The 25,673-nt window shown below is 71.3% G+C and carries 26 protein-coding genes; 17 read left to right on the forward strand and 9 right to left on the reverse strand.

The window, feature by feature from the left end; genetic code table 11:
• The 4 genes from K4B79_RS06445 to K4B79_RS06460 all read left to right on the forward strand — a co-directional run bounded on the left by K4B79_RS06445 (nt 1) and on the right by K4B79_RS06460 (nt 2,873).
• Nucleotides 1–1,023: a carbohydrate ABC transporter permease gene (locus tag K4B79_RS06445; protein ID WP_232025272.1), complete on the forward strand. Its 1,023-nt coding sequence runs from the start codon at nt 1–3 to the stop codon at nt 1,021–1,023.
• Nucleotides 1,013–1,885 carry a carbohydrate ABC transporter permease gene (locus tag K4B79_RS06450; RefSeq protein WP_232025273.1) on the forward strand — a complete coding sequence of 291 codons (873 nt, stop codon included), beginning with the start codon at nt 1,013–1,015 and terminating at the stop codon, nt 1,883–1,885. The genes K4B79_RS06445 and K4B79_RS06450 overlap by 11 nt, the downstream gene beginning before the upstream one ends.
• Before the next feature lie 43 nt (nt 1,886–1,928).
• Complete coding sequence (locus K4B79_RS06455; RefSeq protein ID WP_232025274.1) at nt 1,929–2,231, forward strand: hypothetical protein; 303 nt, start codon at nt 1,929–1,931, stop codon at nt 2,229–2,231.
• Between the two features lie 72 nt (nt 2,232–2,303).
• Nucleotides 2,304–2,873: a TetR/AcrR family transcriptional regulator gene (locus tag K4B79_RS06460; protein WP_232025275.1), complete on the forward strand. Its 570-nt coding sequence runs from the start codon at nt 2,304–2,306 to the stop codon at nt 2,871–2,873.
• 213 nt (nt 2,874–3,086) lie between these two features.
• Here the strand turns inward: K4B79_RS06460 and K4B79_RS06465 are convergent, their stop codons facing one another.
• From K4B79_RS06465 to K4B79_RS06500, 8 genes are all read right to left on the reverse strand, one after another.
• Nucleotides 3,087–3,596, reverse strand: a complete 510-nt coding sequence (locus K4B79_RS06465; RefSeq protein WP_232025444.1) for a GNAT family N-acetyltransferase — start codon at nt 3,594–3,596, stop codon at nt 3,087–3,089.
• A gap of 264 nt (nt 3,597–3,860) precedes the next feature.
• Nucleotides 3,861–5,099 (reverse strand): TerD family protein, encoded by a 1,239-nt coding sequence (locus tag K4B79_RS06470; RefSeq protein WP_232025445.1) that lies wholly within the window; start codon nt 5,097–5,099, stop codon nt 3,861–3,863.
• A 199-nt stretch (nt 5,100–5,298) separates the two neighbouring features.
• The gene (locus tag K4B79_RS06475; protein ID WP_232025276.1) at nt 5,299–6,288 is read right to left on the reverse strand and encodes a zinc-dependent alcohol dehydrogenase family protein; all 990 of its coding nucleotides are present in this window, start codon (nt 6,286–6,288) and stop codon (nt 5,299–5,301) included.
• Nucleotides 6,285–7,136, reverse strand: a complete 852-nt coding sequence (locus K4B79_RS06480; protein ID WP_232025277.1) for a carbohydrate ABC transporter permease — start codon at nt 7,134–7,136, stop codon at nt 6,285–6,287. Before K4B79_RS06480 ends, K4B79_RS06475 begins: the two co-directional genes overlap by 4 nt.
• The gene (locus K4B79_RS06485; protein ID WP_232025278.1) at nt 7,133–8,071 is read right to left on the reverse strand and encodes a carbohydrate ABC transporter permease; all 939 of its coding nucleotides are present in this window, start codon (nt 8,069–8,071) and stop codon (nt 7,133–7,135) included. Before K4B79_RS06485 ends, K4B79_RS06480 begins: the two co-directional genes overlap by 4 nt.
• Complete coding sequence (locus K4B79_RS06490; protein WP_232025279.1) at nt 8,068–9,438, reverse strand: ABC transporter substrate-binding protein; 1,371 nt, start codon at nt 9,436–9,438, stop codon at nt 8,068–8,070. Before K4B79_RS06490 ends, K4B79_RS06485 begins: the two co-directional genes overlap by 4 nt.
• Nucleotides 9,439–9,537: 99 nt before the next feature.
• On the reverse strand, nt 9,538–10,305 hold the full coding sequence (locus K4B79_RS06495) for a DeoR/GlpR family DNA-binding transcription regulator (protein WP_232025280.1): 768 nt from the start codon (nt 10,303–10,305) through the stop codon (nt 9,538–9,540).
• A gap of 326 nt (nt 10,306–10,631) precedes the next feature.
• A complete protein-coding gene (locus K4B79_RS06500; protein WP_232025281.1) occupies nt 10,632–11,441 on the reverse strand; it encodes an NAD-dependent epimerase/dehydratase family protein in 810 nt (269 codons plus the stop codon).
• Between the two features lie 211 nt (nt 11,442–11,652).
• Here K4B79_RS06500 and K4B79_RS06505 point away from each other — a divergent pair, with 211 nt between their 5' ends.
• Nucleotides 11,653–12,594 carry a 5-dehydro-4-deoxyglucarate dehydratase gene (locus tag K4B79_RS06505; protein WP_232025282.1) on the forward strand — a complete coding sequence of 314 codons (942 nt, stop codon included), beginning with the start codon at nt 11,653–11,655 and terminating at the stop codon, nt 12,592–12,594.
• Between the two features lie 33 nt (nt 12,595–12,627).
• Complete coding sequence (locus K4B79_RS06510; RefSeq protein WP_232025283.1) at nt 12,628–13,788, forward strand: hypothetical protein; 1,161 nt, start codon at nt 12,628–12,630, stop codon at nt 13,786–13,788.
• Here the strand turns inward: K4B79_RS06510 and K4B79_RS06515 are convergent.
• Complete coding sequence (locus K4B79_RS06515; RefSeq protein ID WP_232025284.1) at nt 13,725–14,969, reverse strand: MFS transporter; 1,245 nt, start codon at nt 14,967–14,969, stop codon at nt 13,725–13,727. The genes K4B79_RS06510 and K4B79_RS06515 overlap by 64 nt on opposite strands.
• A gap of 204 nt (nt 14,970–15,173) precedes the next feature.
• Here K4B79_RS06515 and K4B79_RS06520 point away from each other — a divergent pair, with 204 nt between their 5' ends.
• The 11 genes from K4B79_RS06520 to K4B79_RS06570 all read left to right on the forward strand — a co-directional run bounded on the left by K4B79_RS06520 (nt 15,174) and on the right by K4B79_RS06570 (nt 25,672).
• Complete coding sequence (locus K4B79_RS06520; protein ID WP_232025285.1) at nt 15,174–15,764, forward strand: TIGR03086 family metal-binding protein; 591 nt, start codon at nt 15,174–15,176, stop codon at nt 15,762–15,764.
• Nucleotides 15,765–15,866: 102 nt separating this feature from the next.
• Nucleotides 15,867–16,649: an MBL fold metallo-hydrolase gene (locus K4B79_RS06525; RefSeq protein WP_232025286.1), complete on the forward strand. Its 783-nt coding sequence runs from the start codon at nt 15,867–15,869 to the stop codon at nt 16,647–16,649.
• A gap of 148 nt (nt 16,650–16,797) precedes the next feature.
• A complete protein-coding gene (locus K4B79_RS06530; RefSeq protein WP_232025287.1) occupies nt 16,798–17,466 on the forward strand; it encodes a GntR family transcriptional regulator in 669 nt (222 codons plus the stop codon).
• Nucleotides 17,463–18,371, forward strand: coding sequence for a dihydrodipicolinate synthase family protein (locus tag K4B79_RS06535; protein ID WP_232025288.1), 909 nt, complete (start codon nt 17,463–17,465; stop codon nt 18,369–18,371). The genes K4B79_RS06530 and K4B79_RS06535 overlap by 4 nt, the downstream gene beginning before the upstream one ends.
• Entirely contained in the window at nt 18,368–20,104 is a 1,737-nt protein-coding gene (gene araD / locus K4B79_RS06540; RefSeq protein ID WP_232025289.1) for an L-arabinonate dehydratase, read from the forward strand. The genes K4B79_RS06535 and araD overlap by 4 nt, the downstream gene beginning before the upstream one ends.
• A 188-nt stretch (nt 20,105–20,292) precedes the next feature.
• Complete coding sequence (locus K4B79_RS06545) at nt 20,293–21,228, forward strand: carbohydrate ABC transporter permease (RefSeq protein ID WP_232025290.1); 936 nt, start codon at nt 20,293–20,295, stop codon at nt 21,226–21,228.
• Nucleotides 21,225–22,124: a carbohydrate ABC transporter permease gene (locus tag K4B79_RS06550; protein WP_232025291.1), complete on the forward strand. Its 900-nt coding sequence runs from the start codon at nt 21,225–21,227 to the stop codon at nt 22,122–22,124. The genes K4B79_RS06545 and K4B79_RS06550 overlap by 4 nt, the downstream gene beginning before the upstream one ends.
• Nucleotides 22,121–22,381: a hypothetical protein gene (locus K4B79_RS06555; RefSeq protein ID WP_232025292.1), complete on the forward strand. Its 261-nt coding sequence runs from the start codon at nt 22,121–22,123 to the stop codon at nt 22,379–22,381. The genes K4B79_RS06550 and K4B79_RS06555 overlap by 4 nt, the downstream gene beginning before the upstream one ends.
• Nucleotides 22,378–23,667 carry a pectate lyase family protein gene (locus K4B79_RS06560; RefSeq protein WP_232025293.1) on the forward strand — a complete coding sequence of 430 codons (1,290 nt, stop codon included), beginning with the start codon at nt 22,378–22,380 and terminating at the stop codon, nt 23,665–23,667. The genes K4B79_RS06555 and K4B79_RS06560 overlap by 4 nt, the downstream gene beginning before the upstream one ends.
• Nucleotides 23,664–24,827 (forward strand): Gfo/Idh/MocA family protein, encoded by a 1,164-nt coding sequence (locus tag K4B79_RS06565; protein WP_232025294.1) that lies wholly within the window; start codon nt 23,664–23,666, stop codon nt 24,825–24,827. Before K4B79_RS06560 ends, K4B79_RS06565 begins: the two co-directional genes overlap by 4 nt.
• Entirely contained in the window at nt 24,827–25,672 is an 846-nt protein-coding gene (locus K4B79_RS06570) for a DUF6807 domain-containing protein (RefSeq protein WP_232025295.1), read from the forward strand. Before K4B79_RS06565 ends, K4B79_RS06570 begins: the two co-directional genes overlap by 1 nt.
• The last annotated feature ends 1 nt before the right edge of the window (nt 25,673 follow it).

The raw sequence follows: 25,673 nt of genomic DNA on the forward strand, positions 1-25,673 counted from the left end.
ATGGCCACGGTTCTCGACCCGACGGGCGCGCCGGCGGCCGAGGAACGGCGCCCCGACCGCCGTAGCCGGTCCACCGCACCGGGCGGACGCAGGCGGCATGTTCCGCCGCTGCTCGCGATCTCGCCGTTCTATGTGCTGTTCGCCGTCTTCGGGGCCTTCCCGGTGGTGTTCTCGCTGTACCTGTCCTTCCAGGACTGGGACGGCATCGGGGAGATGCGTTTCGTCGGCCTCGAACAGTACGGCTGGCTGCTCGAGGACTCGGTGTTCTGGCACTCGGTGCTCAACACCTTCGAGATCTGGTTCCTGTCCACGGTGCCGATGCTGTTCCTGGCCCTGGTGCTGGCGTTCCTGCTGCACTCGCAGGTGCGGTTCACCGGCGCCTACCGGGTGGCGTACTTCATCCCCAACGTGACCTCGATGGTCGCCATGACCATCGTCTTCGGCTCGGTCTTCGCCCAGTCGGGTCTCGCCAACTCGGCGCTCAGGGCGATCGGGATGGACGGGATCGGCTGGCTGTCCTCCGAGTGGGGCATCAAGTCGTCCGTCTCCCTCATGATCATCTGGCGCTGGGTGGGCTACAACGCGCTGATCTTCCTCGCGGGCCTCCAGGCCATCCCCACCGAGCACTTCGAGGCCGCCCGCGTGGACGGCGCCAACAGTTGGCAGACCCTCTTCCGGGTCGTGGTGCCGCAGCTGCGTCCGGTGATCCTCTTCGCCGCGATCACCTCCACCATCAACGGCCTCCAGATCTTCACCGAGTCGCAGGTGCTCTTCCAGTCGGACGACGTCGGCACCACGGGCGGACCGGGCCAGGAAGGGATGACCATCGTGCTCTATCTGTGGCAGAAGGCCTTCAAGGAGCACCAGTTCGGCTACGGCGCCGCGATGGGCTGGCTGCTCTTCGCGATCATCGCGGTCTTCACGATCATCAACTGGCGCCTGGTGTCCGGCTCCGACCGCGACGAGGGCCGCCCCGGCCTGGCCGGACTGCTGCGCCGGAAGGGGGCCCGCGATGGCCGCTGAGGACAGGACGACCGGCAGCGCGGGCCTGGCCATCGGCTCCGGCAGCAGGCTCACCCGGATCTGCGTGCGGGCGGCACTGCTGCTCGGGGTGCTGATCTCGCTGTTCCCCTTCTACTGGCTGGTGGTGCTCGCCTCCGGCACCACGCAGGACATCTACCGCTACCCGCCCAAGCTGGTGCCGGGCCCGCATCTGCTGGACAACATGGGGCGGGTGCTCGACACCGTCGACTTCTTCGGCTCGCTGTTCAACACGGTCGTGGTCGCCGTGCTCGGCACCGTGCTGGTGCTGTTCTTCGACTCGCTGGCCGCGTTCGCCTTCGCCAAGTACGAGTTCCCGGCGAAGAAGTTCCTCTTCGGCATGCTGCTCGTCACCTACATGATTCCCGCCCAGCTCTCCCTGGTGCCGCAGTTCGTCACCATGGCCGAGTTCGGCTGGGCCGGGTCCCTGAAGGCGCTGATCATCCCCAGCGCCGCCAACGCCTTCGGCATCTTCTGGATGCGCCAGTACGCCCAGAACTCCCTGCCCGACGAGCTGCTGGACGCGGGCCGGATCGACGGCGCCGGCTTCTTCCGCCTCTACTGGACGGTCGCGCTGCCGCTGTTCCGCCCTGCCCTCGCCTTCCTCGGCATCTTCACCTTCATCGGCCTCTGGAACGACTACATCTGGCCCCTGGTCGTCCTCATCGACCCCGACAAGGTCACCCTCCAGGTCGCCCTGGCCAACCTCAACACCCTCTACAACACCGACTACTCCCTCGTGATGGCCGGCTCCCTCATGAGCGTCGTCCCGCTGATCCTCGTCTTCCTGCTGGGCGCGCGGCACTTCCTGCGGGACCTCGCGGCGGGGGCGACGAAGATGTGAGAGGGCGCCGCGAGGGGCCGCCACGACGAGGAGGACTCCGTACATGAACGCACCGGACCCGCAGACGGTCCCCGACCTGCCCGGGGCGCTCGTCCGCTCCGTCGCCGAGAGCATCGCGCGGCGGTCGGCGGGGGAGAAAGGGCCCGTCGGGGCGCTTCAGTCGGTCGTCCACATGGTCGACAACGACGAGGCGGACCTGGCCGTGGACGACCTCGTGCGCGTGATCGCCCACTTCCGTATCGGCGTTCGGCGCGCGGAGTACGACGACATCGTCGCGGCCGCCTCTCGGCTGGACGCCCTGGACTCGCTGGCCGAGGTCGGAGTGGAGCGGTTCGTCGTGGACTGAGGTGCGCCGACACTCGGGGACGCCCGCTGGGTAGGGTGCGGACAGGGGCCCCGGGGTGCGAGGAGTGACGGGATGGCGCAGGTCAGGTCCATGCGTGCGGATGCCCGGCGCAACCATGAGCGGTTGCTGGAGGTGGCGGCGCAGGCGTTCGCCGAGCACGGGGAGGGGGCGTCGCTGGATGAGATCGCGAGGCGGGCGGGGGTCGGGGTCGGCACGCTGTACCGGCACTTTCCCACCCGGCAGGCGCTGCTGGAGGCCGCCTATGTCGACCGTATCGAGGCGATCGCGGGGCGGGCGGAGGTGTTCGCCCGTGCGTTGCCGCCGGGGGAGGCGCTGGTGGCGTGGCTCTACGAGCTGGCCGTCGGGACGATCCAGGTGCGGGGGATGAAGGCGTTGCTGGGGTCGGCCGTCGCGGACGGGGGATCCGCCGCGGCGACGGTGTGCGCGGACCGGATGCGCGCGGCGGCCACGGGGCTGGTGGAAGCGGCGCAGGGGGAGGGGACACTGCGCGGGGATGTCGAGCCGATCGAGGTCCTGCGCCTGACCCACGGGGTGGCTGTGGCCGCCGAGTTGGCGGGGGCGGGGGAAGAGGACGTACGGCGGTATCTGGCGCTGCTGACGGAGGGGCTACGGCGGGGGTAAGCGGTACGGGCTGTTGAGGGTTCGCCTGTTCCCGGTGCTGCGGCCGGGGCGGTGGAAGGCGCTCACCGGCGGTTGCCGGGTGCCGTCCGTCTTCGGGACGGGTGCTGCCCTGGGCGGCACGAACGCCCGCGGCCAGGGCAGCCAGGACAGCGAGTGCGGCCGGCGGCAGCTACGGCGGTTGTGGCCGCCGCGGCTGCCGTCGGCGCCGTCCCGTCAGATGCCGAACGGAGGTGCGTAGCGGATCGTGCCGCTCGGCAGGGGGTGGGCGGGGTCGAGCGTGAGGGCCATCAGGGCCTCGTCCGGGACGTCGAGCGTGACGGTGATGCCGTGGTCGGAGGCCCGGGTGAAGCCGAAGCGGGGGTAGTAGGCCGGGTGGCCGAGGACGGTGACGTAACGCTCGCCCTTGGCCTCGGCGGCCGCCAGCGCGGCGCGGATCACGGCGGAACCGGCGCCGGTGTTCTGGTGGGTGGGCAGGACGGCGACGGGGCCCAGGCAGAGGGCCGGGGTGTCGCCGATGTGGCAGCGGGTCAGGAGGGCGTGGCCGACGAGGCGGCCCTCCTGGTCGGCGGCGACGAGGGACAGGCCGTCGATCCAGGCGGCGTCGGCGCGCAGGGCGTCGACGAGGTCGGCTTCCAGCGGGGTGTCGAAGGCCGCCAGCTCGATCTCGCGGACGGCGGGGAGGTCGGCGCCGGTCTCGGCGCGGGTGATCCAGTCGGTGCGCATGCTCATGACGGGATGCGGATCCGTTTCGTGAAGGTGTTCGTGTGAGTGGACGGGTGTCGAGGTCAGACCCTCGCCCGGGACGTGAGGACGACTCGGGCGCAGCGCACGGCAGGGGCCTTGAACGCGGTCATCAACCTCACCTCTTCCACGGTCAGCACTCGGACGGACACGAACTCCTGGAATCTATCAGCCGGCCCGGGACCGCGGGGGCGGATGCGAACCCCCGCGACCGGACGATCCCGCGGCCACGGACCGGCCGTACGCCTAGAGCGCCTGCGCGGCCGGCTTCACCATGTTCCGTACGGTGCGGGCCTTGACGAAGTCGCCCATCGCCGTCATGTCCCACTCGCCGGTGAACTGCTTGATCAGCTTGGCCATCATCACGCCGGTCTGCGCCTCGGCGTTGGTCAGGTCGAAGCGGACCAGTTCCTCGCCGGTGGCGGCGTCGATGAGACGGCAGTAGGCCTTGGCGACCTCGGTGAACTTCTGGCCGGAGAAGGAGTTCACCGTGAAGACCAGCCCGGTGACCTCCTGGGGCAGCCGTCCGAGGTCCACGACGATCACCTCGTCGTCGCCGCCGCCCTCGCCGGTGAGGTTGTCCCCGGAGTGCTTGATCGCGCCGCCCACGATGGACAGCTTGCCGAAGTAGCAGCTGTCGATGTGGTTGCGCTGGGGGCCGTAGGCGATGACCGAGGCGTCGAGGTCGATGTCCTTGCCGCGGTACGCCGGCTCCCAGCCGAGGCCCATCTTGACCTGGGAGAGCAGCGGGCGGCCGCCCTTGACCAGGGAGACGGTCTGGTTCTTCTGGAGGCTGACCCGGCCCTTGTCGAGGTTGATCTTCCCGGCTCCGGGGGCCGGGGCGGCCGGCGGTGCCGGGGGAGCGGCGGGGGCCGGGGGCGCGGCCAGGCGCGGGTCCACGGGCGGGGCGGGCGGCGCGGCCGGGGGCTGCATGGCGGGCGGCGACGGGGGCGGGGCGACCGGCTGGGCGACGGGCGCGGGGGCCGGGGCCGGTTCCTCCACCGTGACGCCGAAGTCGGTGGCGATGCCGGCCAGGCCGTTGGCGTAGCCCTGGCCGACCGCGCGGGCCTTCCAGGCGCCGTTGCGCAGGTAGACCTCGACGATCACCAGGGCCGTCTCGCTGCCGAGCTGCGGGGGTGTGAACGTGGCCAGGACGCTGTTGTCGTCCGCGTTGCGGATCGTGGCCGTGGGTTCGACGCCCTGGAAGGTCTGGCCCGCGGCGTCCGGGCTGGCGGTGACGACGATCTTCTCGATACCCGGGGGTACGGCGGCCGTGTCGACGGTGATCGCGTCGGGGGCCGTGCCGCCGCCCGAGCGGTAGGTCACGCCGGGGCCGGTGGGTTGGTTGTAGAAGATGAAGTCGTCGTCGGAGCGCACCTTGCCGTCGGCGGTGAGCAGCAGGCCCGATACGTCGAGCCGCACGGGCGCGGCGACGTCCACCGTCACGCGGGCGGCGGAGAGGGGGATGTTCGAGCCGGGGGTCATAGCTGTCATGCCCGGTGAACGAGCGGGGGCGCTTTACCGTTCCCTTACCCGGGACCATTCGGTGGGCGCATGGGTTTCGCCCCCGCCGCCCCTACCCGTCCCATCCTTGAAAGGGCGCTGCCCCTTCGACCCCGCCAGGGGGCTCTGCCCCCTGGACCCCCGCTCCTCAAACGCCGGAGGGGCTGATTTTCAGGAACCCCTACGGCACCACCACGATCTTCCGCCCCACCCCTGCCGCGAACTGCTCCAGAGCCTCCGGGTACCGGTCCAGCGGGATCCGGTCGCTGATGAAGACGTCCGGGTCGAGGACGCCGTTCGCGAAGAGTTCCGCCGCCCGCTCGAAGCTGTGGAGGACGGCCATGGAGCCGGTGATGGTGATTTCCTGGTTGTAGATGCGGTACGGGTCGATCGTCACGCGGGTCGCGTAGTCGGCGACGCCGAACTGGAGGAACGTGCCCGCCTTGGCCACGCGCTCCAGGCCGTCCTGGATGGCCGCCGCGTTGCCCGTCGCGTCGATGACGAGGTCCCAGCCCTGGGGACGGTCCAGTTCGTCGGGGTTCGCGGCGGATGCCGAGACACCGAGGGTGCGGGCCGTTTCCAGGCGGGCGGGGTTGACGTCCACCATGTCCACGCTCGCCGCGCCGGTCCGCTTGGCCAGCTCCAGCATCATCAGGCCCATCGTGCCCGAGCCGTAGATCAGGACGTGGGCGCCCAGGCGGGACTGGAGGACGTCGTAGCCCCGGACCGCGCAGGACAGGGGTTCCACGAGGGCCGCGTCCTGGGTGCGGACGTGCTCGGGGAGGCGTACGCAGTTCGCGACCGGGGCCACCGCGTACTGGGCCGCGCCGCCCGCGGTCGTCACCCCGATCGCGGCCCAGCGTTCACAGAGGTTGTTGTGGCCCGTACGGCAGTACCGGCACTCGTAGCAGTACAGGGACGGGTCCACCGCCACCCGGTCGCCGACCGAGACCTCCGTGACCTGGGTGCCGACGCCGACCACCTCGCCCGCGAACTCGTGGCCCGGCACGATCGGCAGCTTGGGCGCGAACTCGCCCTGGAGGATGTGCAGATCGGTGCCGCACAGACCGCACGCGGCGACCTCGACGACGACCTCGCGCGGACCCGGCGTCGGGTCCGGGACCTCGGCGACGACGGCACGGCCCACGGACTCGATGACGGCGGCCTTCATTTCACGGCTCCCAGTGACAGGCCCTGGACCAGTTTGTCCTGGGCGGCGAACCCCGCGGCGAGCACCGGCAGGGAGATGACGAGCGACGCGGCGCACACCTTCGCCAGGAACAGGCCCTGGCTGGTGATGAAGCCGGTCAGGAAGACGGGGGCGGTCTCGGCGACCACGCCCGTCAGGACACGGGCGAACAGCAGCTCGTTCCAGCTGAAGATGAAGCAGATCAGGGCGGTCGCGGCGATGCCGGGGAGCGCGATGGGGGCCACCACGCGCGCCAGGATCGTCGGCAGCCGCGCGCCGTCCACCCGGGCCGCCTCGATGACCGCGACCGGGACCTCGGCGAGGAAGGACTGCATCATCCACACCGCGATCGGCAGGTTCATGGAGGTGTAGAGGATGACCAGCAGCCAGATGTTGTCGAGCATCCCGGCGTTCTTGGCGAACAGGTAGATCGGCAGCAGGCCCGCCACCACCGGCAGCATCTTCGTGGACAGGAAGAAGAACAGGACGTCCGTCCACTTCTTCACCGGCCGGATCGAGAGCGCGTACGCGGCCGGCAGGGCCAGCAGCAGGACGAACAGGGTCGACACCACCGACGCCACGGTCGAGTTGATCAGGGCCGGCCAGGGGCTCGCGCCGCCCCCGGTGCCGAAGAACTCGCGGTAGCCGTCCAGGGTGAGGGCGGCCCCGAAGGAGGGCGGGTTGGTGGCCGCGTCCGCCTCCGAGTGGAAGGACGTCAGGGCCATCCACGCGATGGGCAGGAAGAAGACGATCCCCAGCAGCCAGGCCACCAGCCCGAGGCCGGCGCCCTTCCCACGGCCGCTGCGACGTCGTACGGCGATACTGCTCATGCCCGGCCCACCTCCTCGCGGAACAGGGACGACACCACGCGCAGGGCGAAGGTCGCGATGATGATCGAGCCGATGACCACCAGGACGCCCGCGGCCGAGGCGAGGCCGTTCTCGTGGGCCTGGTAGAAGCTCTGGTAGACGGTGTAGGGGAGATTGGCGGTGCCCAGGCCCCCGGACGTGATCGTGAAGACCGCGTCGAAGTTCTGGACGATGTAGATCGAGCCCAGCAGGGCGCCCAGCTCCAGGTAGCGGCGCAGGTGCGGGAGGGTCAGATAGCGGAAGATCTGCCAGTCGCTCGCGCCGTCCACCCGGGCGGCCTCCATCTGCTGCTGGTCGCGGCTCTGGAGGCCGGCCAGCAGGATCAGCATCATGAACGGCGTCCACTGCCAGACCAGGGAGGCCTCGACCGCGAGCAGCGGGGTGTTGGAGATCCAGTCCGGCTGAGGACCGCCCACATAGTGCAACAACCCATTGAGCAGGCCGTATTCGGGGTTGTAGAGCACATGTTTCCAGAGCAGCGCGGCCGCCACCGGTACCACCAGGAACGGGGCGATCAGCAGCGTGCGGACCACGCCCCGGCCCTTGAACCTCCGGTCCAGCAGCAGCGCGAGGACCAGTCCCAGGACGAGGCTGACCACGACCACCGCGACGGTCAGCAGGATCGTCGTCCAGACCGACCGGCGCAGGTCGGCGTCGGTCAGCACCTGCTGGTAGTTGTCGATGCCGGTGAAGCTGCGGGCGTCGGGATAGAGGGAGTTCCAGTCGAAGAAGGAGATCACCAGCGTGGCCACGAACGGGAGCTGGGTGACCACGATCATGAAGATCAGGGCGGGGAGCAGGGGGGCGCGGGTGGCCCAGGCGCGCAGGCGGGCGGAGGGCTGCCGCGTGCGCTGTACGGGTGCGGTGGCCACCGGGGCCGTTGTCGTCGCGGTCATCGTCCCTCGTACTCCTCGGAGATCCGCTCGGCGAGCTGTTGCGACTTCTTCAGGGCCGCGTCGACGGACTGGCGTCCGGCGATGGCCGCGCTGATCTCCTGGGAGACCTTGGTGCCGAGATCGGTGAACTCGGGGATGCCGACGAACTGGATGCCGGGCGCGGGGCGCGGCTGCACGCCGGGGTCGTTCGGCCGGGCGCCCTCGATGGCCTCCTTGGTCATCTCCTGGAAGGCGGCGGCCTCCTTGCGGTACGCCGGGTTCGTGTACGTCGACGCGCGCTTGCCGGCGGGCACGTTGGACCAGCCGATCTCGTCGCCCACCAACTGCTCGTACCGCTTGCCGGAGGCCCAGGAGACGAACTTCCAGGCCTTGTCGGGGTTGCGGGAGGCGTCCTGGATGCCCCAGGCCCAGGTGTAGAGCCAGCCGGAGGACTTCGTCTCCTCGACGGGGGCGGGGGCGTAGCCCAGCTTGCCCTTGACGGGGGAGTTGGCCGCCTCCAGGGAACCGGCGGCGCTGGTGGCGTCGTACCACATGGCGACCTTGCCCTGGGTGAGGTTGTTCAGGCACTCGGCGAAGCCGGACTGGGCGGCGCCGGACTCGCCGTGCTCACGGACCAGGTCGACGTAGAACTTCGCGGCCTTCTCCCACTCGGGGGAGTCCAGGCGGGCCTTCCAGTCCTTGTCGAACCAGGTGCCGCCGAAGGTGTTCACGACGGTGGTCAGGGGAGCCATCACCTCGCCCCAGCCCGGCAGTCCGCGCAGACAGATGCCCTTCATGCCGGGCTCGGCCCCGTCCACCTTCGCCGCGAGGTCGGCCACCTGGGTCCAGGTGGGGTGGGCGGGCATGGTCAGGCCCTCCTTGGCGAACACGTCCTTGCGGTACATCAGGAAGGACGACTCGCCGTAGAAGGGCTGCCCGTAGAGCTTGCCGTCGTCGCCGGTGAGGGACTCGCGCATCGGCTTGAGCACGTCCTGCTCGTCGTAGGCCGGGTCCTTGGCCACGTAGGAGTCCATCTCGTGCAGCCAGCCGTTGCGGGCGTAGATCGGGATCTCGTAGTTGGACAGGGTGGCCACGTCGTACTGGCCGGCCTGGTTGGCGAAGTCCTGGCTGATCTTGTCGCGGACGTCGTTCTCGGGCAGGACGGTGAAGTTGACCTTGATGCCCGTTTCTTTCGTGAAGTGGGGGGCGAGCTTCTGGAGCTCCGTCATCTGGGGGTTGTTGACCATGAGGACGTTGATCGAGTTGCCGCCCGCTCCGGCCCCGCCCGCTCCGACCCAGCAGCCGGAGAGCAGCGGGGCGAGCAGCGTCCCTGCGGCGGCCATGGCGAGCGTGGCTCGCGGGGGCCGTCGTCGGCTCTGGGTTCGCATGGATCGCTCCTGGACGTATGGGGAGATAAGGGGCACGCCAAGGTGGGGCGCGGCCCTGTGGGTGGTGAGGAGTGGCCCTACAGGGGGTGAGGTGGATGGTCAGACGCGGATGACCTGCGGCCCGAGCAGGGAGTAGCGGTGGGCCTCGGCCGTGGGGAGCAGGGTGCTCGTCACGATCGCCTCCAGGGTGCCGATCTCGGCGAACCGGCAGAAGCTGACCGCTCCGAACTTGGTGTGCACACCCGCGAACACCGTGCGGCGCGCGGCCCGGATCGCCTGCGCCTTGACCTCGCTGACCGCCGGGTCGGGGGTGGTGAGGCCGTGTTCGCGGGAGATGCCGTTGGCGCCGATGTAGGCGAGGTCGACGACGAAGCCGGCCAGCATCTTCGTCGTCCAGTGGTCGACGGTGGCGAGGGTGCCGGGGCGGACCCGGCCGCCGAGGAGGAGAACGCTGGTGTTCTCGGACTCGGCGAGGGCGCCCGCGACCGGCAGGGACGCGGTGACCACGGTCAGCGGCCGGTCCCTGGGCAGTGCCTCGGCGATGAGCTGCGGGGTGAAGCCCTCGTCGACGAAGACCGTCTCGGCGTCCTGGAGGAGCTCGGCCGCGGCGGTCGCGATGCGGCGCTTCTCGGGGACGTGGCTGGTGGCGCGGAAGGCGAGCGTCGTCTCGAAGCCGGCGCTCTCCACGGGGTAGGCGCCGCCGTGGGTGCGGCGGATCAGGCCGTGGTCCTCCAGGGCGCGGAGGTCTCTTCGGACGGTTTCCTTGGCCACGCCGAGTTGGGCGGCGAGGGTGTTGACGTCGACGGCGCCGGTGGTGCGGGCGGCGCGCACGATTTCCCGCTGGCGTTCTTCCGCGGTACTGGTCATTCGGTCACCCGCCTTCCTGTCGTGCTGCCCGTTCGGGCCGTATGCAGGAAGTTGTACAGCGGGTGTGGGGTGGTGACCAGGTCTGTTCCGTGACCGATGTTGACCGCGTGTGCCCGTTCGGGCGGGGTGGGCCTACGCGCTCGGGGATTTCTGTTGTGCGGCGGCTGCGGGTTTGTCGTGGCTGGTCGCGCCCCGCGGCGGAGCCGCAAATGTCACGGCCCGCGCCCCTGGGTGTGGCGCTTGCGCGCCTGCACCCAGCATTGTTGTGCTGCCCGGATGTGCCCGCGGGCGGGCCCGTTCGGTGCCCGCCCGCTCTTGCGCGAGTGTCAGTACGGCCAGACCGGTGGGTCCGTCACGAACTGGCCGCCCAGGTAGGCGTGGGCCTCCACGCCGTCCTGGAGTTCGCCCTGCTCGGCGATCAGCTTCTCGGCGTAGGGCTCGGAGTCGTCCTGGGGGTCGTAGCCGAGGGCGCGGGCGGTGGTCAGGTCCCACCACAGGCGGGTGTTGGCGGAGGAGCCGTAGACGACGGTGTGGCCGACGTTCTCGGCGGTCAGGGAGGCGTGGAGGAGGCGGGCGCCGTCGGCCGGGCTCATCCAGAGGGAGAGCATGCGCACGCTGGTGGGTTCGGGGAAGCAGGAGCCGATGCGCACGGAGACCGTCTCCAGGCCGTGCTTGTCCCAGTAGAACTGCGCGAGGTCCTCGCCGAAGGACTTGGACAGGCCGTAGAAGGTGTCCGGGCGGCGCGGGGTGTCGATCGGGATGAGGGGGTCGGTGCCCCGGGGGCGGGGGGTGTAGCCGACCGCGTGGTTGGAGGAGGCGAAGACGATGCGGCCGACGCCCTCCTCGCGGGCGGCCTCGTAGAGGTGGTAGGTCCCCTCGATGTTCGCCTTGAGGATCTTCTCGAAGGGGGCTTCCAGGGAGATGCCCGCGAGGTGGATGATCGCGTCGACGCCCCGGACGGCCTCGCGCACGGCGTCCTTGTCGGCGAGGTCCGCGACGACGGCGTCCGGCTCGCCCTCGATCGGCCGCAGGTCGAGCAGCCGCAGCCGGTAGCCGTACGCGGGGAGCAGGTCCCGCATCAGGGTGCCGAGCCCGCCTGCGGCGCCGGTGAGCAGAACGGTGCGGGGCGCTGGCATCCTCGGTTCTCCTTGGGTCGATGGCCGCATGAATGCACAGTATTCACACTCGTGGACAAGCTAAGGATCATTTCCTTGGCTCGTCAAGGGTGGCGCTGCCCATGTTCATAACCATAAACTTCGATCAGAAGCCTGCACGTCCTGATGCTGCGCGTCCTGAACCGCACGTTCCGAAGCCTGCACGTACTCGTCCTCGTTCTAGGGAGAGCTTGTGACGCCTGCCGACCTCGCCACTCGACTCGGCATCCCCAGCGGGCCCCTGTTCTTCCCCGTCACCGCCTACGGCCCCGACGGCTCCGTCGACCTCGACGCCTACCGCACCCACGTGCGCCGGGGGGTGGAGGCCGGGGCGGCCGCCGTCTTCGCGTGCTGCGGCACCGGCGAGTTCCACGCACTGACGCCCGAGGAGTTCGAGGCGTGCGTGCGGGCGGCCGTGGAGGAGACGGCGGGCCGGGTGCCGGTCGTCGCGGGCGCCGGCTACGGCACCGCCCTCGCCGTGCGGTACGCGCGGCTCGCCGAGGCGGCCGGGGCCGACGGACTGCTCGCCATGCCGCCCTACCTCGTGGTCGCCGGGCAGGAGGGCCTGCTGCGGCACTACCGCGAGGTGGCCGCCGCGACCGCGCTGCCGGTGATCGTCTACCAGCGCGACAACGCCGTCTTCACCCCCGAGACGGTCGTGGAGCTGGCCCGCACCGACGGGATCATCGGCTTCAAGGACGGGCTCGGCGACCTCGACCTGCTCCAGCGGATCGTCAGCGCCGTCCGCACCGAGGTGCCCGGCGACTTCCTCTACTTCAACGGACTGCCGACCGCCGAGCAGACCCAGCTCGCCTACCGCGGTATCGGCGTCACCCTCTACTCCTCGGCCGTCTTCTGCTTCGCGCCCGAGATCGCCCTCGCCTTCCACACGGCCCACCACACCGGCGACGACACCACCGCCCACCGGCTGCTCGACGGCTTCTACCGGCCCTTCGTGGAACTGCGCGCCAAGGGCCGCGGCTACGCCGTCGCCCTGGTCAAGGCCGGCGTACGGATGCGGGGCCTCGACGTCGGGGAGGTCCGCCCGCCGCTGCACGAGCCGGCCGAGGATCATGTCAAGCAGCTCGCCCAGATCATCGAGCGCGGCTACGCGCTGCTGGACGAGGGCAAGTGAACGCACAGCACCAGCACTGAAGGCGGAGGACAAGTGAAGGCCTCGACGTTCGTCTACCCCTGGGACGTGAACGGCGACCCGGAGGCCGCCGGGCGGATCGCCGCGCTCGGCGTACGACAGGCGACGCTCGCCGCCGCCTACCACTCCACCCGCGCCCTGACCCCGCGCCACCCGCGCCACCGCATCGTCACCGCCGAGCACGCCGCCGTGCTCTACCCCATGGACGACCGGTGGAAGGGGCGCGAGCTGCGCCCCTACGCGGCCGGGGACTGGGCTCCCGGGGACGCCTTCGGCGAGGCCGCCGAGGCGCTCGCGCGGGCCGGTCTGGAGGTGCACACCTGGGTCGTGCTCGCGCACAACTCCCGCCTCGGCGCCGACCACCCGGACACCTCCGTCGTCAACGCCTACGGCGACCGCTACGCGTGGGCCCCGTGCATCGCGCGCCCCGCCGTCCGCGAGTACCTCGTCACGCTGGCCGCCGAGGCGGCGGTCCGGCCCGGGGCGCGCGGCACCGAGCTGGAGTCCCTCGGCTGGTACGGGCTCCAGCACCTGCACGCCCACGACAAGACCGGCGGGGTGCCGCTCGGCGACGCGGGCTTCTACCTGATGGCCCTCTGCTTCTGCGCGGTCTGCCGGGAGGGCTACGGCGCCCAGGGCGTCGATCCCGACGAGCTGGCCGCCGCCGTCCGGGCCGCGCTGGAACCGCTGTGGCGGGGCGCCCCTGACGAGGGCTGGGCCGGGGTCGAGAAGCTCCTCGGGGAGGCGAACGCGGCCGCCACGCGCGCGTGGCGCGACGAACGGGCCCGCACGCTCCAGGAGGAGGCGGTCGCCGCGGTCCGCGCGGCCGCGCCCGAGGACTTCCAGGTGCTGCTCCACGCCGACCCCGTCACCTACCACGTGGGCGCCAACCCGGGCGTCGACCCCGCGCACATCCTGTCCGTCGCCGACGGCGTGGTCGTCCCGTGCGCGGGCGGTCCCGCCCTGCTGACGCCCTTCGCCGAACAGCGGCGTGAGGGCGCCGTCGTCGCCGCCAACTTCGGGGTGGTCTCCGGCATGGGCGGCAGCCCCGGCACGCTCGCCGCGGACGCGGCCCGCGCCCAGGGCCTCGGAGCCACCGAACTGCGGTTGTATCACGCCGGGTTGGCGTCGGACGGCGACCTGGAGTCGGTGCGCGAGGCACTCGCCGGCCGCTGAAGCAGGGGGAGGGCGACGGTGAGCCAGACCCCGCCCAGCACCGCCAACAGGGGCCGCTGATCGACCAGTTCGACCAGGGCCGCGCCCGCCGCCAGTCCGAGGACGTTCGGCGTGAACACCAGGGTGTTGGCGGTCGCGGCCGTGCGCCCCAGCAGCGCGTCCGGCGTCTCGCGCTGCACGGCCGTCAGCGTGGCGATCAGGACGCAGGGCAGCCCCGCGCCGATCGCCGCACCGCACACCAGCGCCACCGCGTCGGACGGGACGGCACGCAGCCCGGTCGCCACGGCCGCCAGGGCGATGCCGTACGCGGCGAACCGGCGCTCGCCCAGGCGCCGCAGGGCGGCACCGGAGACCAGCCCGACGGCCACCGAGCCGGCGCCCTGGACGGCGTAGAGCACACCCGCGTAGGCGGGGGAGCGCCCGAGGTCGTCGACGACGGCGTAGGTCATGGCCCCGTTGAGGCCCGCGCAGAGCATGGTGGCGCCGCCGGCGAGGACGAGGGGGCGCAGCCGGGGGTGGTGCCGGAGGTGACGGGCGCCCTCGGCGGTGCGGGTCCGCCAGCCGGTGGTCGGCGGCTCGGGGCGGGGCTCGTGGACGCGGAGGCAGGCGTACAGGCCGGTGGCCGCCACGAAGGTGAGGGCGTCGAGAAGCGCGACGCCCGGGCCGCCGTACACCGTGTACAGGCCCGCGCCCGCCAGGGGGGCGAACAGTTTCATGCCCTCGGTGGCCGTCATGCGCAGGCCGTTGAAGTCGCCGAGCAGGGAGCGGTCGACGGCGCTCGCGATCAGGGCGGCCTCGGCCGCGTCATGGACGACGCCGGCCGCGCCGTACACGAACAGGACCGCGTACAGCAGCCAGAGCCGGTCGGGGGAGTCGACGGTGAGGAGGGCGAGCAGCAGCGCCGCCAGCAGCAGGTTCGTGCCGATCAGCAGCGGCCTGCGGCGGACGCGGTCCGCGAGGGTGCCGAGCAGGGGGCCGGCCAGGGTGGGCGCCCACATCGCGAGCAGGCAGAGCGCGGCCAGGCCGTCCGAACCGGTGAGGTCCTTCACCCAGACACCGGAGGCCAGCCACAGCGCGGACGTGCCGAAGCCGGAGACCACGACTCCGGCGAGGTAGAGACCGGCGTTGCGGTCGCGCAGGACCCGCACGAGCGTCCACGGGGTGCGTGGTGTGGTTGTCATGCCTGGTCATCGTGGGCCTAAGGCGGGGGCGCGGGGATCGGGCAGGTGCCTTAGAAGTCATGCGGGAGGGGCGGGTGCTCGGCGGAGGGGCTGAGGTGGCGGGCGTCGGGGCCGGGGTGGCGATGAGCGGTCGCCGGGGTGGCGATGAGTTTCGGTGCCGGGGGCGGTCTGCACCTCAGGAACCGACCTCTGAGGAGCCTTCGCATGACCGACACGATGCTCGACCTGGGACCGCAGACCCGGGTCATCGCCCACCTCGCGGCCGCGGTCACCGACGAGCAGTTGGCGGACCCGACCCCGTGCCCGGACCTCGCGGTGCGGAATCTGCTGGGCCACCTGCTCGGGCTCTCCGTCGCCTTCCGGGACGCCGGGCGCAAGGATCTCGGCGCCACGACCGACACCGACCCCGGTTCCTCCGTCCCCGACATCGGTCCCGGCTGGCGCGAGGAACTGCCCAAGGTCCTCGACGAACTCGCCGGCGCCTGGCGCGACCCGGCCGCCTGGACCGGCATGACCCGGGCCGGCGGTGTCGACCTGCCCGGCGAGGTCGCCGCCGCCGTCGCGGTCGACGAACTGGTCGTCCACGGCTGGGACCTGGCCCGCGCCACCGGCCAGGAGTACGAGCCGGACCCGGCCGCCCTGCGCGCGTCGTACGCCTTCCTCCAGGCCTGCGTCGGCGACCCGAGCCGGGACGAGATCTTCGGCCCGATCGTCCCCGTGCCGGACGACGCCCCGCTCCTCGACCGCGCGGCCGGCCTGAGCGGGCGCGACCCGGGGTGGCCCCGGACGTCGTAGCGAACGAATCCGGCGACGGAGAACCGGCGACGGAGAACCGGCGACGAAGAAGACGCGGAAAACGGGTGCGGGGAGGTGCGAACAGGCGCATACGCTCCCCGCATGTCGCTCACCCCTGCCCTCGCCGCCCCCTTCCCGCTCACCCTCACCGTCCTCGGTACCGCCTCCCCGCACCCCGGGCCGGACCGCCCCTGCTCCGGATATCTGCTGCGCGGCGGGGGCGCCGAGGTGTGGGTGGACGCCGGGCCCGGGACCTTCGCGGAGTTGCAGCGGCACAGTGATCCGGCGCGCCTCACGGCCGTATGGATCTCGCATCTGCACGCGGACCACAACGCCGACCTGCTGTCGGCCGTATACGCCCTCGCGTACGGCGGGCTCACTCCGGACGCGCCCATTCCGGTGTACGCCCCCGCCGGGTGCGCGGAGCGGCTCGCCGGGTTCTTCGGGCGGGCCGACACCGGGTTCCTGAAGGGTGTGCTGGACTTCCGGACCCTGCACGACGGCCACACCGTCCGGTACGGCGGCCTGACGCTCACCGCCCGCGCCGTCACGCACGACGTCGAGGCGTACGGGCTGCGCGCCGAGGCCGACGGGAGGGTCCTCGCGTACTCCGGGGACAGCGGGCCCTGTGCCGCGCTCACCGAACTCGCCGACGCCGCCGACCTGTTCCTCTGCGAGGCCGACATCGACGCGCATCGCGAAGGCGAACAGGTGCACCTGACGCCCGAGGACGCCGGACGCACGGCCCGCGCGGCGGACGCGCGGCGGCTGCTCGTCACCCATGTCGGGCCCACCCTCACTCCCGGGACGGCCACCGCGCGGGCCGCCGCCGTCTTCGGCGGACCGACCGCCACCGCCCGGGTGGGCGACACACACGCCGTGTGACGGCAATCTTCACTTCCTCTGTCAGAAGCATTGACGAAACACAGCGGCCCTCCTACCTTCAACGCGTCGTACTTCGTACGTCATATATGAGACGCGATACGCGAGATCAGATACGCAAGATCCGATACGCGAGATCCGAGAGGCGCGCATGACCTCTGTGCCCACGCCGATCCCCTCCCGCACGCAGTACGTGCTGGAGGAGATCAAACGCCGCATCCTCACCGGGCGGTTGACGCCGGGTCAGGCCCTGGTGGAGACCGAGCTCGCCGCACAGTTCGGGGTGTCCAAGACCCCCGTGCGGGAGGCGCTCAAGACCCTGGCCGGCACCGGTCTCGTCGTGATGAGCCAGTACAAGGGCGTCACGGTGCGCATGGTGGACGCGGACATGGCGCGCGAGGTCTACGACGTGCGGCTGCTGCTCGAACCGGAGGCGCTCAGGCGCGCGGTGCACAGGGGAGCCTCCCTGGCCGCCGCCCGCGACGCGCTGACCCGGGCCGACGCCGCCACCGACACCGCCGAACGCTCCCTCGCCAACCGCGAGTTCCACCGCGCCCTGTACCTGCCGTGCGGCAACCCGCTGCTCGGCCGGATGCTGGACGAGGTCCGCGACCAGGCCGCCCTCGTCTCCGCCGTCGCCTGGGCGGCCTCGCCCTCGTGGGAGCGGGAGGCCGGCGAGCACCGGGAGATCCTGCGGCTCGCCCTCGACGGTGACGCCGACGGCGCGGCCCGCGCGCTCCACGCCCACATCGGATCCTTCGTCGAACGGGCCTTCCCGCAAGCGGAGTCCGAGGCCCAGGGAGAGGACGGTCAGGCATGACTACGACGTTCGAGACCCAACGGGCGGCCCTGGCCGACGTGGTGGCGATCCCGGTGACCCCGTTCGCCGAGGACGGCACCGTCGACCAGGACGCCCACCGGGCCCTGCTGCGTCGTCTGCTCGACGGTGGCATCCGGACCCTGACGCCCAACGGCAACACCGGTGAGTTCTACGCCCTGACGCCCCAGGAACGGCAGTTGGTCACCGAGCTGACCATCGAGGAGGCGGGCGACAGGGCGGTGATCCTCGTCGGTGTCGGCCACGACGTGCCCACCGCGATCGCCTCCGCCCGCCACGCCCGCGAGCGGGGCGCCGCCATGGTGATGGTCCACCAGCCCGTCCACCCCTACGTCTCCCAGGCCGGCTGGGTCGACTACCACCGGGCCATCGCCGAGGCCGTGCCCGAGCTGGGCGTCGTCCCGTACGTCCGCAACGCGCAGCTGCTCGGCGCCCGTCTCGCCGAACTCGCCGACTCCTGCCCGAACGTCATCGGCGTGAAGTACGCCGTCCCGGACGCCGCCAAGTTCGCCGCCTTCGCGCGGGACGCCGGCCTCGACCGCTTCGTGTGGGTCGCCGGGCTCGCCGAGCCCTACGCCCCCTCGTACTTCTCCGCGGGCGCCACCGGCTTCACCTCGGGGCTGGTGAACGTCGCCCCGTCCGTCTCGCTGGACATGATCGAGGCGCTTCGGTCCGGCGACTACCCGGCCGCCATGAAGGTCTGGGAGCAGATCCGCCGCTTCGAGGAACTGCGCGCCGCCAACGGCTCCGCCGACAACGTCACGGTCGTCAAGGAGGCCCTCGCCTCCCTCGGCCTGTGCCGCCGCGATGTACGCCCGCCCAGCCGGGAGTTGCCCGAGACCGAACGCGCCGAGGTCGCCTCGATAGCCGCCGGGTGGTCGATATGACCGACAGAGAGCGCCTGAGCCCGGAGGAGCTGCGCAGTCACCAGTGGTACGGCGCCGAGGGCCAGTTGCGCACCTGGTCGCACAACGCCCGGATGCGCCAGCTGGGTTACGAGGCGGAGGAGTACCGGGGCCGCCCGGTGATCGCCGTCCTCAACACCTGGTCCGACATCAACCCCTGCCACGTCCATCTGCGCGAGCGCGCCGAGGCCGTCAAGCGCGGGGTGTGGCAGGCGGGCGGCTTCCCGCTGGAGTTCCCGGTCGCCACGCTGTCGGAGACCTACCAGAAGCCGACCCCGATGCTCTACCGCAACCTCCTCGCCATGGAGACGGAGGAGCTGCTGCGGTCGTATCCGATCGACGCGGCCGTGCTGCTCGGCGGCTGCGACAAGTCGACGCCCGCGCTGCTCATGGGCGCGGCCTCGGCCGACACACCGTCGCTCTTCGTGCCCGCGGGCCCGATGCTGCCGGGACACTGGCGCGGCGAGACCCTCGGCTCCGGCACCGACATGTGGAAGTACTGGGACGAGCACCGCGCCGGCAACCTCACGGACTGCGAACTGCGCGAACTCCAGGGCGGGTTGGCCCGCTCGCCCGGCCACTGCATGACCATGGGGACCGCGTCCACGATGACCGCGGCGGCGGAGACCCTCGGCATGACCCTGCCGGGCGCCTCCTCGATCCCGGCGGTCGACTCCGGGCACGAGCGGATGGCCGCCGCCTCCGGGCGCCGCGCCGTGGAACTCGCCTGGACCGGCCTCAAGCCGTCCGAGATCCTCACCCAGGAAGCCTTCGAGGACGCCGTCACCGCCATCCTCGGCCTCGGCGGCTCCACCAACGCCGTCATCCACCTGATCGCCATGGCGGGCCGCGCCGGCGTCAAGCTCACCCTGGACGACTTCGACCGCATCGCGCGTACCGTGCCGGTGCTGGCGAACGTCCGGCCCGGCGGACAGACGTACCTCATGGAGGACTTCTACTTCGCCGGCGGCCTGCCCGCCTTCCTCTCGCGGATCACCGACCTGCTCCACCTGGACCGGCCGACGGTCAACGGCACCCTCGGCCGGCAGATCGAGGGCGCCGAGGTCCACAACGACGAGGTCGTCCGGCCCCGCGACAACCCGGTCGCGAGCGAGGGCGGGGTCGCCGTGCTGCGCGGCAACCTCTGCCCCGACGGCGCGGTCATCAAGCACATCTCCGCCGAGCCGCACCTGCTCAAGCACACCGGACGCGCGGTCGTCTTCGACGACTACAAGACCATGCAGCGGACCATCAACGACCCTTCCCTGGACATCACCGCCGACAGCGTGCTGGTGCTGCGCAACTCCGGACCCAAGGGCGGACCCGGCATGCCCGAGTACGGCATGCTGCCGATCCCCGACCACCTGCTCAAGCAGGGCGTGCGGGACATGGTCCGCATCTCCGACGCCCGTATGAGCGGCACCAGTTACGGCACCTGCGTCCTGCACGTGGCCCCCGAGTCCTACGCCGGCGGCCCCCTCGCCCTGGTCCGCACCGGCGACACCATCACCCTCGACGTCGAGGCCCGCTCCCTCCAACTCAACGTGGACGACGATGAGTTGGAACGCCGCCGAACCGAATGGACCCCACCCCCGCTCCGCTACGAGCGCGGCTACGGCGCCCTCTACAACGACCACATCACCCAGGCCGACACAGGCTGCGACTTCGATTTCCTGGCAAGGCAGGGCAAGACCGCAGATCCTCACGCCGGTTGACCATCCCCACCTAAGGGGCGCGGGGAACTGCGCGACCAGCCACAAAGAACCCGCAGCCGCCGCACAACAGCAAGAGGCACCCCGTACCGCGAAACCGCAACCGGGGCCGACCCACGCAACCAGAGAAAGCGCTTCCTGCACCACGAGAGCAAGCCGAAGGCACCCGCACCGAGATCGGAGACCCTGTCATGGCCCAAGCCGCAGCCGTGGCGAAACCGCCCGCGCCACCCCGGCGGCGCCGTACCTCCGCCACGCCACGCAGGCTCCCGTACCTGCTGATCGCGCCGGCCGCCCTGCTCATGCTGGGCTTCATCGCCTACCCGGTGCTCAGCGTCTTCTACTACAGCCTGCAGAACTACAACCCCACCAAGCCGTGGCGCAACGGATACGCGGGTTTCGACAACTTCGTCCACGCCTTCACCAAGGACCCCATCTTCTGGGACACGCTGGTCTTCAGCGCCAAGTGGGTCTTCGTCGAGGTCGGCCTCCAGCTGCTGTTCGGTCTGGCGCTGGCGCTCATCGTCAACCAGACCTTCGCGGGCCGGGCGCTGGGACGGGCCATGGTCTTCTCCCCGTGGGCCGTCTCGGGCGTGCTGACCTCCGCGATCTGGGTGCTGCTCTACAACTCCCAGACCGGCATCACCCGTTACCTCGCGGACATGGGGATCGGCAGCTACGGCACCAGCTGGCTGTCGGACACCTCGACCGTCTTCCCGGCTGCGATCGTCGCCGACCTGTGGCGCGGTGTCCCCTTCTTCGCGATCCTCATCCTCGCCGACCTCCAGTCCGTCTCGAAGGACCTCTACGAGGCCGCCGAGGTCGACGGGGCCAGCCGGATCAAGCAGTTCTGGCACATCACGCTGCCGCACCTGAAGGACGCCATCGTCCTGTCCACGCTGCTGCGCGCGGTGTGGGAGTTCAACAACGTCGACCTGCTCTACACGCTCACCGGCGGCGGTCCGGCGGGGGAGACGACCACGCTCCCGCTCTACATCGCCAACACATCGGTCGACGCCCACAACTTCGGTTACGCGTCCGCCCTGACCACGGTGGCGTTCGTCATCCTGCTCTTCTGCTCGATGGTCTATCTGCGGCTGAGCAAGTTCGGAGGTGAGGACAAGTGATCACCAAGGAGGCCACCAAGGTGGCGCCCGCTCCCGCGCGCAGGAGGACCACCGAGCCCCCGCGTCCGCTGAAGGCGGGGCGCAACTGGGACGAGGTCCCGCGCTGGCAGATCTATCTGCCGCTGTCGATCTATCTCGTCTTCACCCTGATCCCGTTCTACTGGATCCTGCTCTTCGCGGTCCGCCCGCCCGGCTCGACCTCGCTGCTGCCCTGGCCGATGACCTTCCAGCACTTCGAGAAGGTCTGGACGGAACGGTCCTTCGGCACCTACTTCGAGAACAGCGTGCTCGTCGGCGTCGCCACCCTGCTGATGACGACCCTGGTCGCCCTGGCCGGCGGCTACGCCCTGGCCCGGTTCAACTTCAAGGTCAAGCGGGCCTTCATGCTCGGCCTGCTGTGTTCTCAGTTCGTGCCGGGCGCGCTGCTGCTGGTGCCGCTGTTCGAGATCTTCGCCGAGCTCCAGATGATCAACTCGCTGGGCAGTGTCATCCTCGCGGAGACCGTCTTCCAGCTCCCCCTGTCGATCATCCTGATCAGCAACTTCATCAAGAACGTGCCGTACTCCCTGGAGGAGGCGGCCTGGGTCGACGGCTGCAACAGGTTCACGGCCTTCCGGATCGTGGTGCTGCCGCTGCTGCGGCCCGGCCTGATCGCCGTCGGCTCCTTCGCCTTCGTGCACTCCTGGAACCACTTCCTGTTCGCCCTGATGTTCCTCAACAACCAGGAGAAGCAGACCATCCCGGTCGGCCTCAACACCCTGATGAGCGCGGACAGCGTCGACCTCGGCGCGCTCGCCGCGGGCGGCATCATCGCCGCCGTACCCGTGGTGATCGTGTTCGCCTTCATCCAGAAGTGGCTGATCACCGGGTTCAGCGCGGGGGCGGTGAAGGGATGAGACTCCGTCGGACGAGCGCGGGGACGGGGGCGGCCGGGTCCGAGGGTCTGGATCGCCTGGCCCACGCCGGTGCCCGGGGCGGCTCCCGTGACACCTCGGCCGCGCCGCACGGCCGGATGTTCAAGGGTGCGAGCGCGGGCGTCGGTGCCGGCACCCGCGTGGCGGGTGGCCGTCGGCCCGGCAGGCCCGTCCGTCGGGCGGCGGGCCGTCGCGAGCGGTCGGTCCTGCGCCGCGACGCCGAGGCGGTGAGGATATGAGGCTCCGTCACATCGGCGCTGTGGGAGCTCTGTTGGGGATCCTGAGCGTCCCCGCCCACGCCGAGGCCCGTGACATCGGCCGCGACACCCTGCCCGCGAACGACGGGTGGGCCGCCGCGGGCGGGGGCACCACCGGAGGCGCGGCCGCCGACGCGGACCACGTCTTCACCGTGAGCGACCGCGCCGGGCTGGTCCGCGCCCTCGACGGCGGCAGCGACACCCCGAAGATCATCAGGATCGCCGGGACCATCGACGCCAACACCGACGACGACGGCGACCACTTGGACTGCGCCGACTACACCACCGGCGGCTACGGCCTCAAGAAGTACCTGGCCGCCTACGACCCCCGCACCTGGGGGTCCGCCAAGCCGAGCGGCGAGCAGGAGGTGGCCCGCCAGGCTTCCGCGAAGAAGCAGGCCGAGCGGGTCGAACTGCTCGTCGGCTCGAACACCACCCTCGTCGGACTCAAGGGTGCCGTCCTCAAGGGCGCCGCCCTCCAGGTCAAGAACGCGGACAACGTCATCGTCCGCAACCTCGACCTGCGCGACGCCTACGACTGCTTCCCCGTCTGGCAGCCCAACACCGGCGGCCTCGGCGACTGGAAGACGGCCTACGACACCCTGTGGCTGGCCGGGGCGACGCACGTGTGGATCGACCACGTGACCTTCAGCGACAAGGGCCACCCCGACGCCGCCGAGCCCACCCACCTCGGCCGCAACTACCTGCGCCACGACGGCCTGCTGGACATCACCAACGGGTCCGACCTGGTCACCGTCTCCTGGAGCCGGTTCACCGGCCACGACAAGGCGATGCTCATCGGCAACGGCGACACCGCCACCGGAGACCGGGGCAGGCTCCGGGTGACCCTGCACCACAACGAGTTCGAGTCCGTCGTCCAGCGCGCGCCCCGCGTCCGCTTCGGGCAGGTCCACCTCTACAACAACCGGTACGTCGTCCCCGAGGACGCCCACGACTACCGTTACTCGATCGGCGTCTCCACCGAGTCCGCGATCCACGCCGAGAACAACGCCTTCCACACCCCCGGCCATGTCGAGGCCGCCGACCTGGTCAAGAGCTGGAACGGCACCGCCCTGCACCAGAGCGGCACCCTCTTCAACGGCTATCCGGTGGACCTGCTCGCCATCCACAACGCCTACAACTCGGGCAGCGAGCGCGATCTCACGGCGGACGTCGGCTGGACGCCTACCCTGCACACAAAGATCGACAGCGCCGCCACGGCCGACCGAGAGGTGGCACGCGGCGCGGGCGCAGGGAGGTTGCTGTGAGCTCTACGACCATCGACATCGTCCTGGCGGGCGCGCGCGGACACGGCCGCTGGCACCTGGACAACATCCGCAGGCTCCAGGACAAGGGCATCGTCCGCCTCGCCGGCATCTGCGAGCTGACCCCGCTGACCGGGGACGAACTCCCCGAGGGTCTCGGCACGCCCGAGCAGTCCGCCGACTTCGGCGCGCTGCTCGACTCCACCGGCGCCCGGATCGCGGTGATCTGCACCCCGATCCCCACCCACACCGACCTCGCGCTCACGGCCGCCGCCAAGGGCGTCCACGTCCTGCTGGAGAAGCCGCCGGCGCCCTCGTACGCCGAGTACCGGCGGATGGCCGACGGGGTCGCCGCGGCCGGCGTCGCCTGCCAGATCGGCTTCCAGTCGCTGGGCTCGCACGCCGTGCCCGCGATCCGCGAGATGATCGCCGAGGGCGCGATCGGCGAGATCGCCGGCGTCGGCGGGGCCGGTGCCTGGGCGCGCGCCGAGGACTACTACCGCCGGGCCCCCTGGGCGGGCCGGCGCCGGATGAACGGCGTCGACGTGATCGACGGAGCGCTGACCAACCCGCTCGCGCACGCCGTCGCCACCGGCCTCGCCCTGGCCGGCGCCGCCCGCGCCGAGGACGTCACCGGCATCGAGACCGAGCTGCTGCGCGCCAACGACATCGAGTCCGACGACACCTCCTGCGTCCGCGTCACCACCGCGGGCGGCCTGCCGGTGACCGTCGCCGCGACCCTGTGCGCCGAGCACCCCGACGACCCGTACGTCCTCGTGCACGGCAGCCGCGGCCGGATCACCTTCTGGTACAAGCAGGACCGCGTTCTGCTCCAGCGCGCCGACCACGGCCCCGAGGAGTACGAGTTCGGCCGCACCGACCTGCTGGAGAACCTGGTCGACCACCTCACCGACGGCGCCGACCTGCTGGTCACCCCGGACGGGACCGGCGCCTTCATGAAGGTCGTCGAGGCGATCCGGCTGGCCCCCGACCCGGCCGCGCTGCCGGAGCAGGCCTGGCATCTGCTCCCCGAGGAGAACCGCCGGGTCGTGCCCGGCATCGACGGCCTCGTCGCGGCCGCCGCCGACACCCTCTCGCTCTACTCCGAGCTGGGCGCCCCCTGGGCGCTCGCTGCCGCGCCACCGAAAGAGGTGAGCACCTGATGACGACCAACGACTCACCGGTCCTGCGGATCGCGGGCCGCCCGGTCGGCCGCTACATCACCCGGCCCGAGCTGCCCGCCCGGCTCAGCCCTCGCCCCTACCTGCACCCCGTCACCACCCTGGCCGGCACGGCGGTCACCGAACTGAGCCCCGCCGACCACCTCCACCACCTCGGCGTCGGTGTCGCCGTTCCCGATGTCGAGGGGTTCAACTTCTGGGGCGGACGCACCTACGTCCGCGACCAGGGCCCGACCGAGCTGGACAACCACGGCGCCCAGCGCCACACCACGTTCCAGCTGCGCGACCCGGACGGCTTCGTGGAGGAGCTGCGCTGGGTCGCCGCCGCGGCCGAGCTGCTGCGCGAGCGCCGCACGGTCGCGGCCACCGAACTCACCGACACCGCCTGGGCGTTGGACTTCACCTTCTCCCTCACCAACGTCACCCCGGACCCGCTGTCGATCGGCAGCCCGGCCACCAACGGCCGCCCCGGCGCGGCCTACGGCGGCTTCTTCTGGCGGGCCCGCAAGGAGCGGGACGCGCCGGAGGTGTTCAGCGCGGACACCGAGGGCGAGACGGCCCTGCACGGCACCCGCGCCGACTGGCTGGCCCTGACCGGCTCCGCCTGGACGCTGGTCTTCGCCGGCGCCACCGAGCAGACCCGCCGGGACCCCTGGTTCGTGCGCACCGCCGAATACCCGGGCGTGGGCTCGTCGTTGGCGTTCGACACGCGGCTGCCGATCCCGCCCGGCGAGACCGTCGTACGGCGGATCGTCACCGTGGTCGCCGACGGCCGCCTGGGCCGGCACGAGGCGGCGGCCCTGGTGCGGAAGGCGGTCGGCCAGTGAC

Origin of the sequence: Streptomyces lincolnensis (assembly GCF_021173675.1) — a bacterium.
Classification (GTDB): Bacteria; Actinomycetota; Actinomycetes; order Streptomycetales; family Streptomycetaceae; genus Streptomyces; species Streptomyces lincolnensis_B.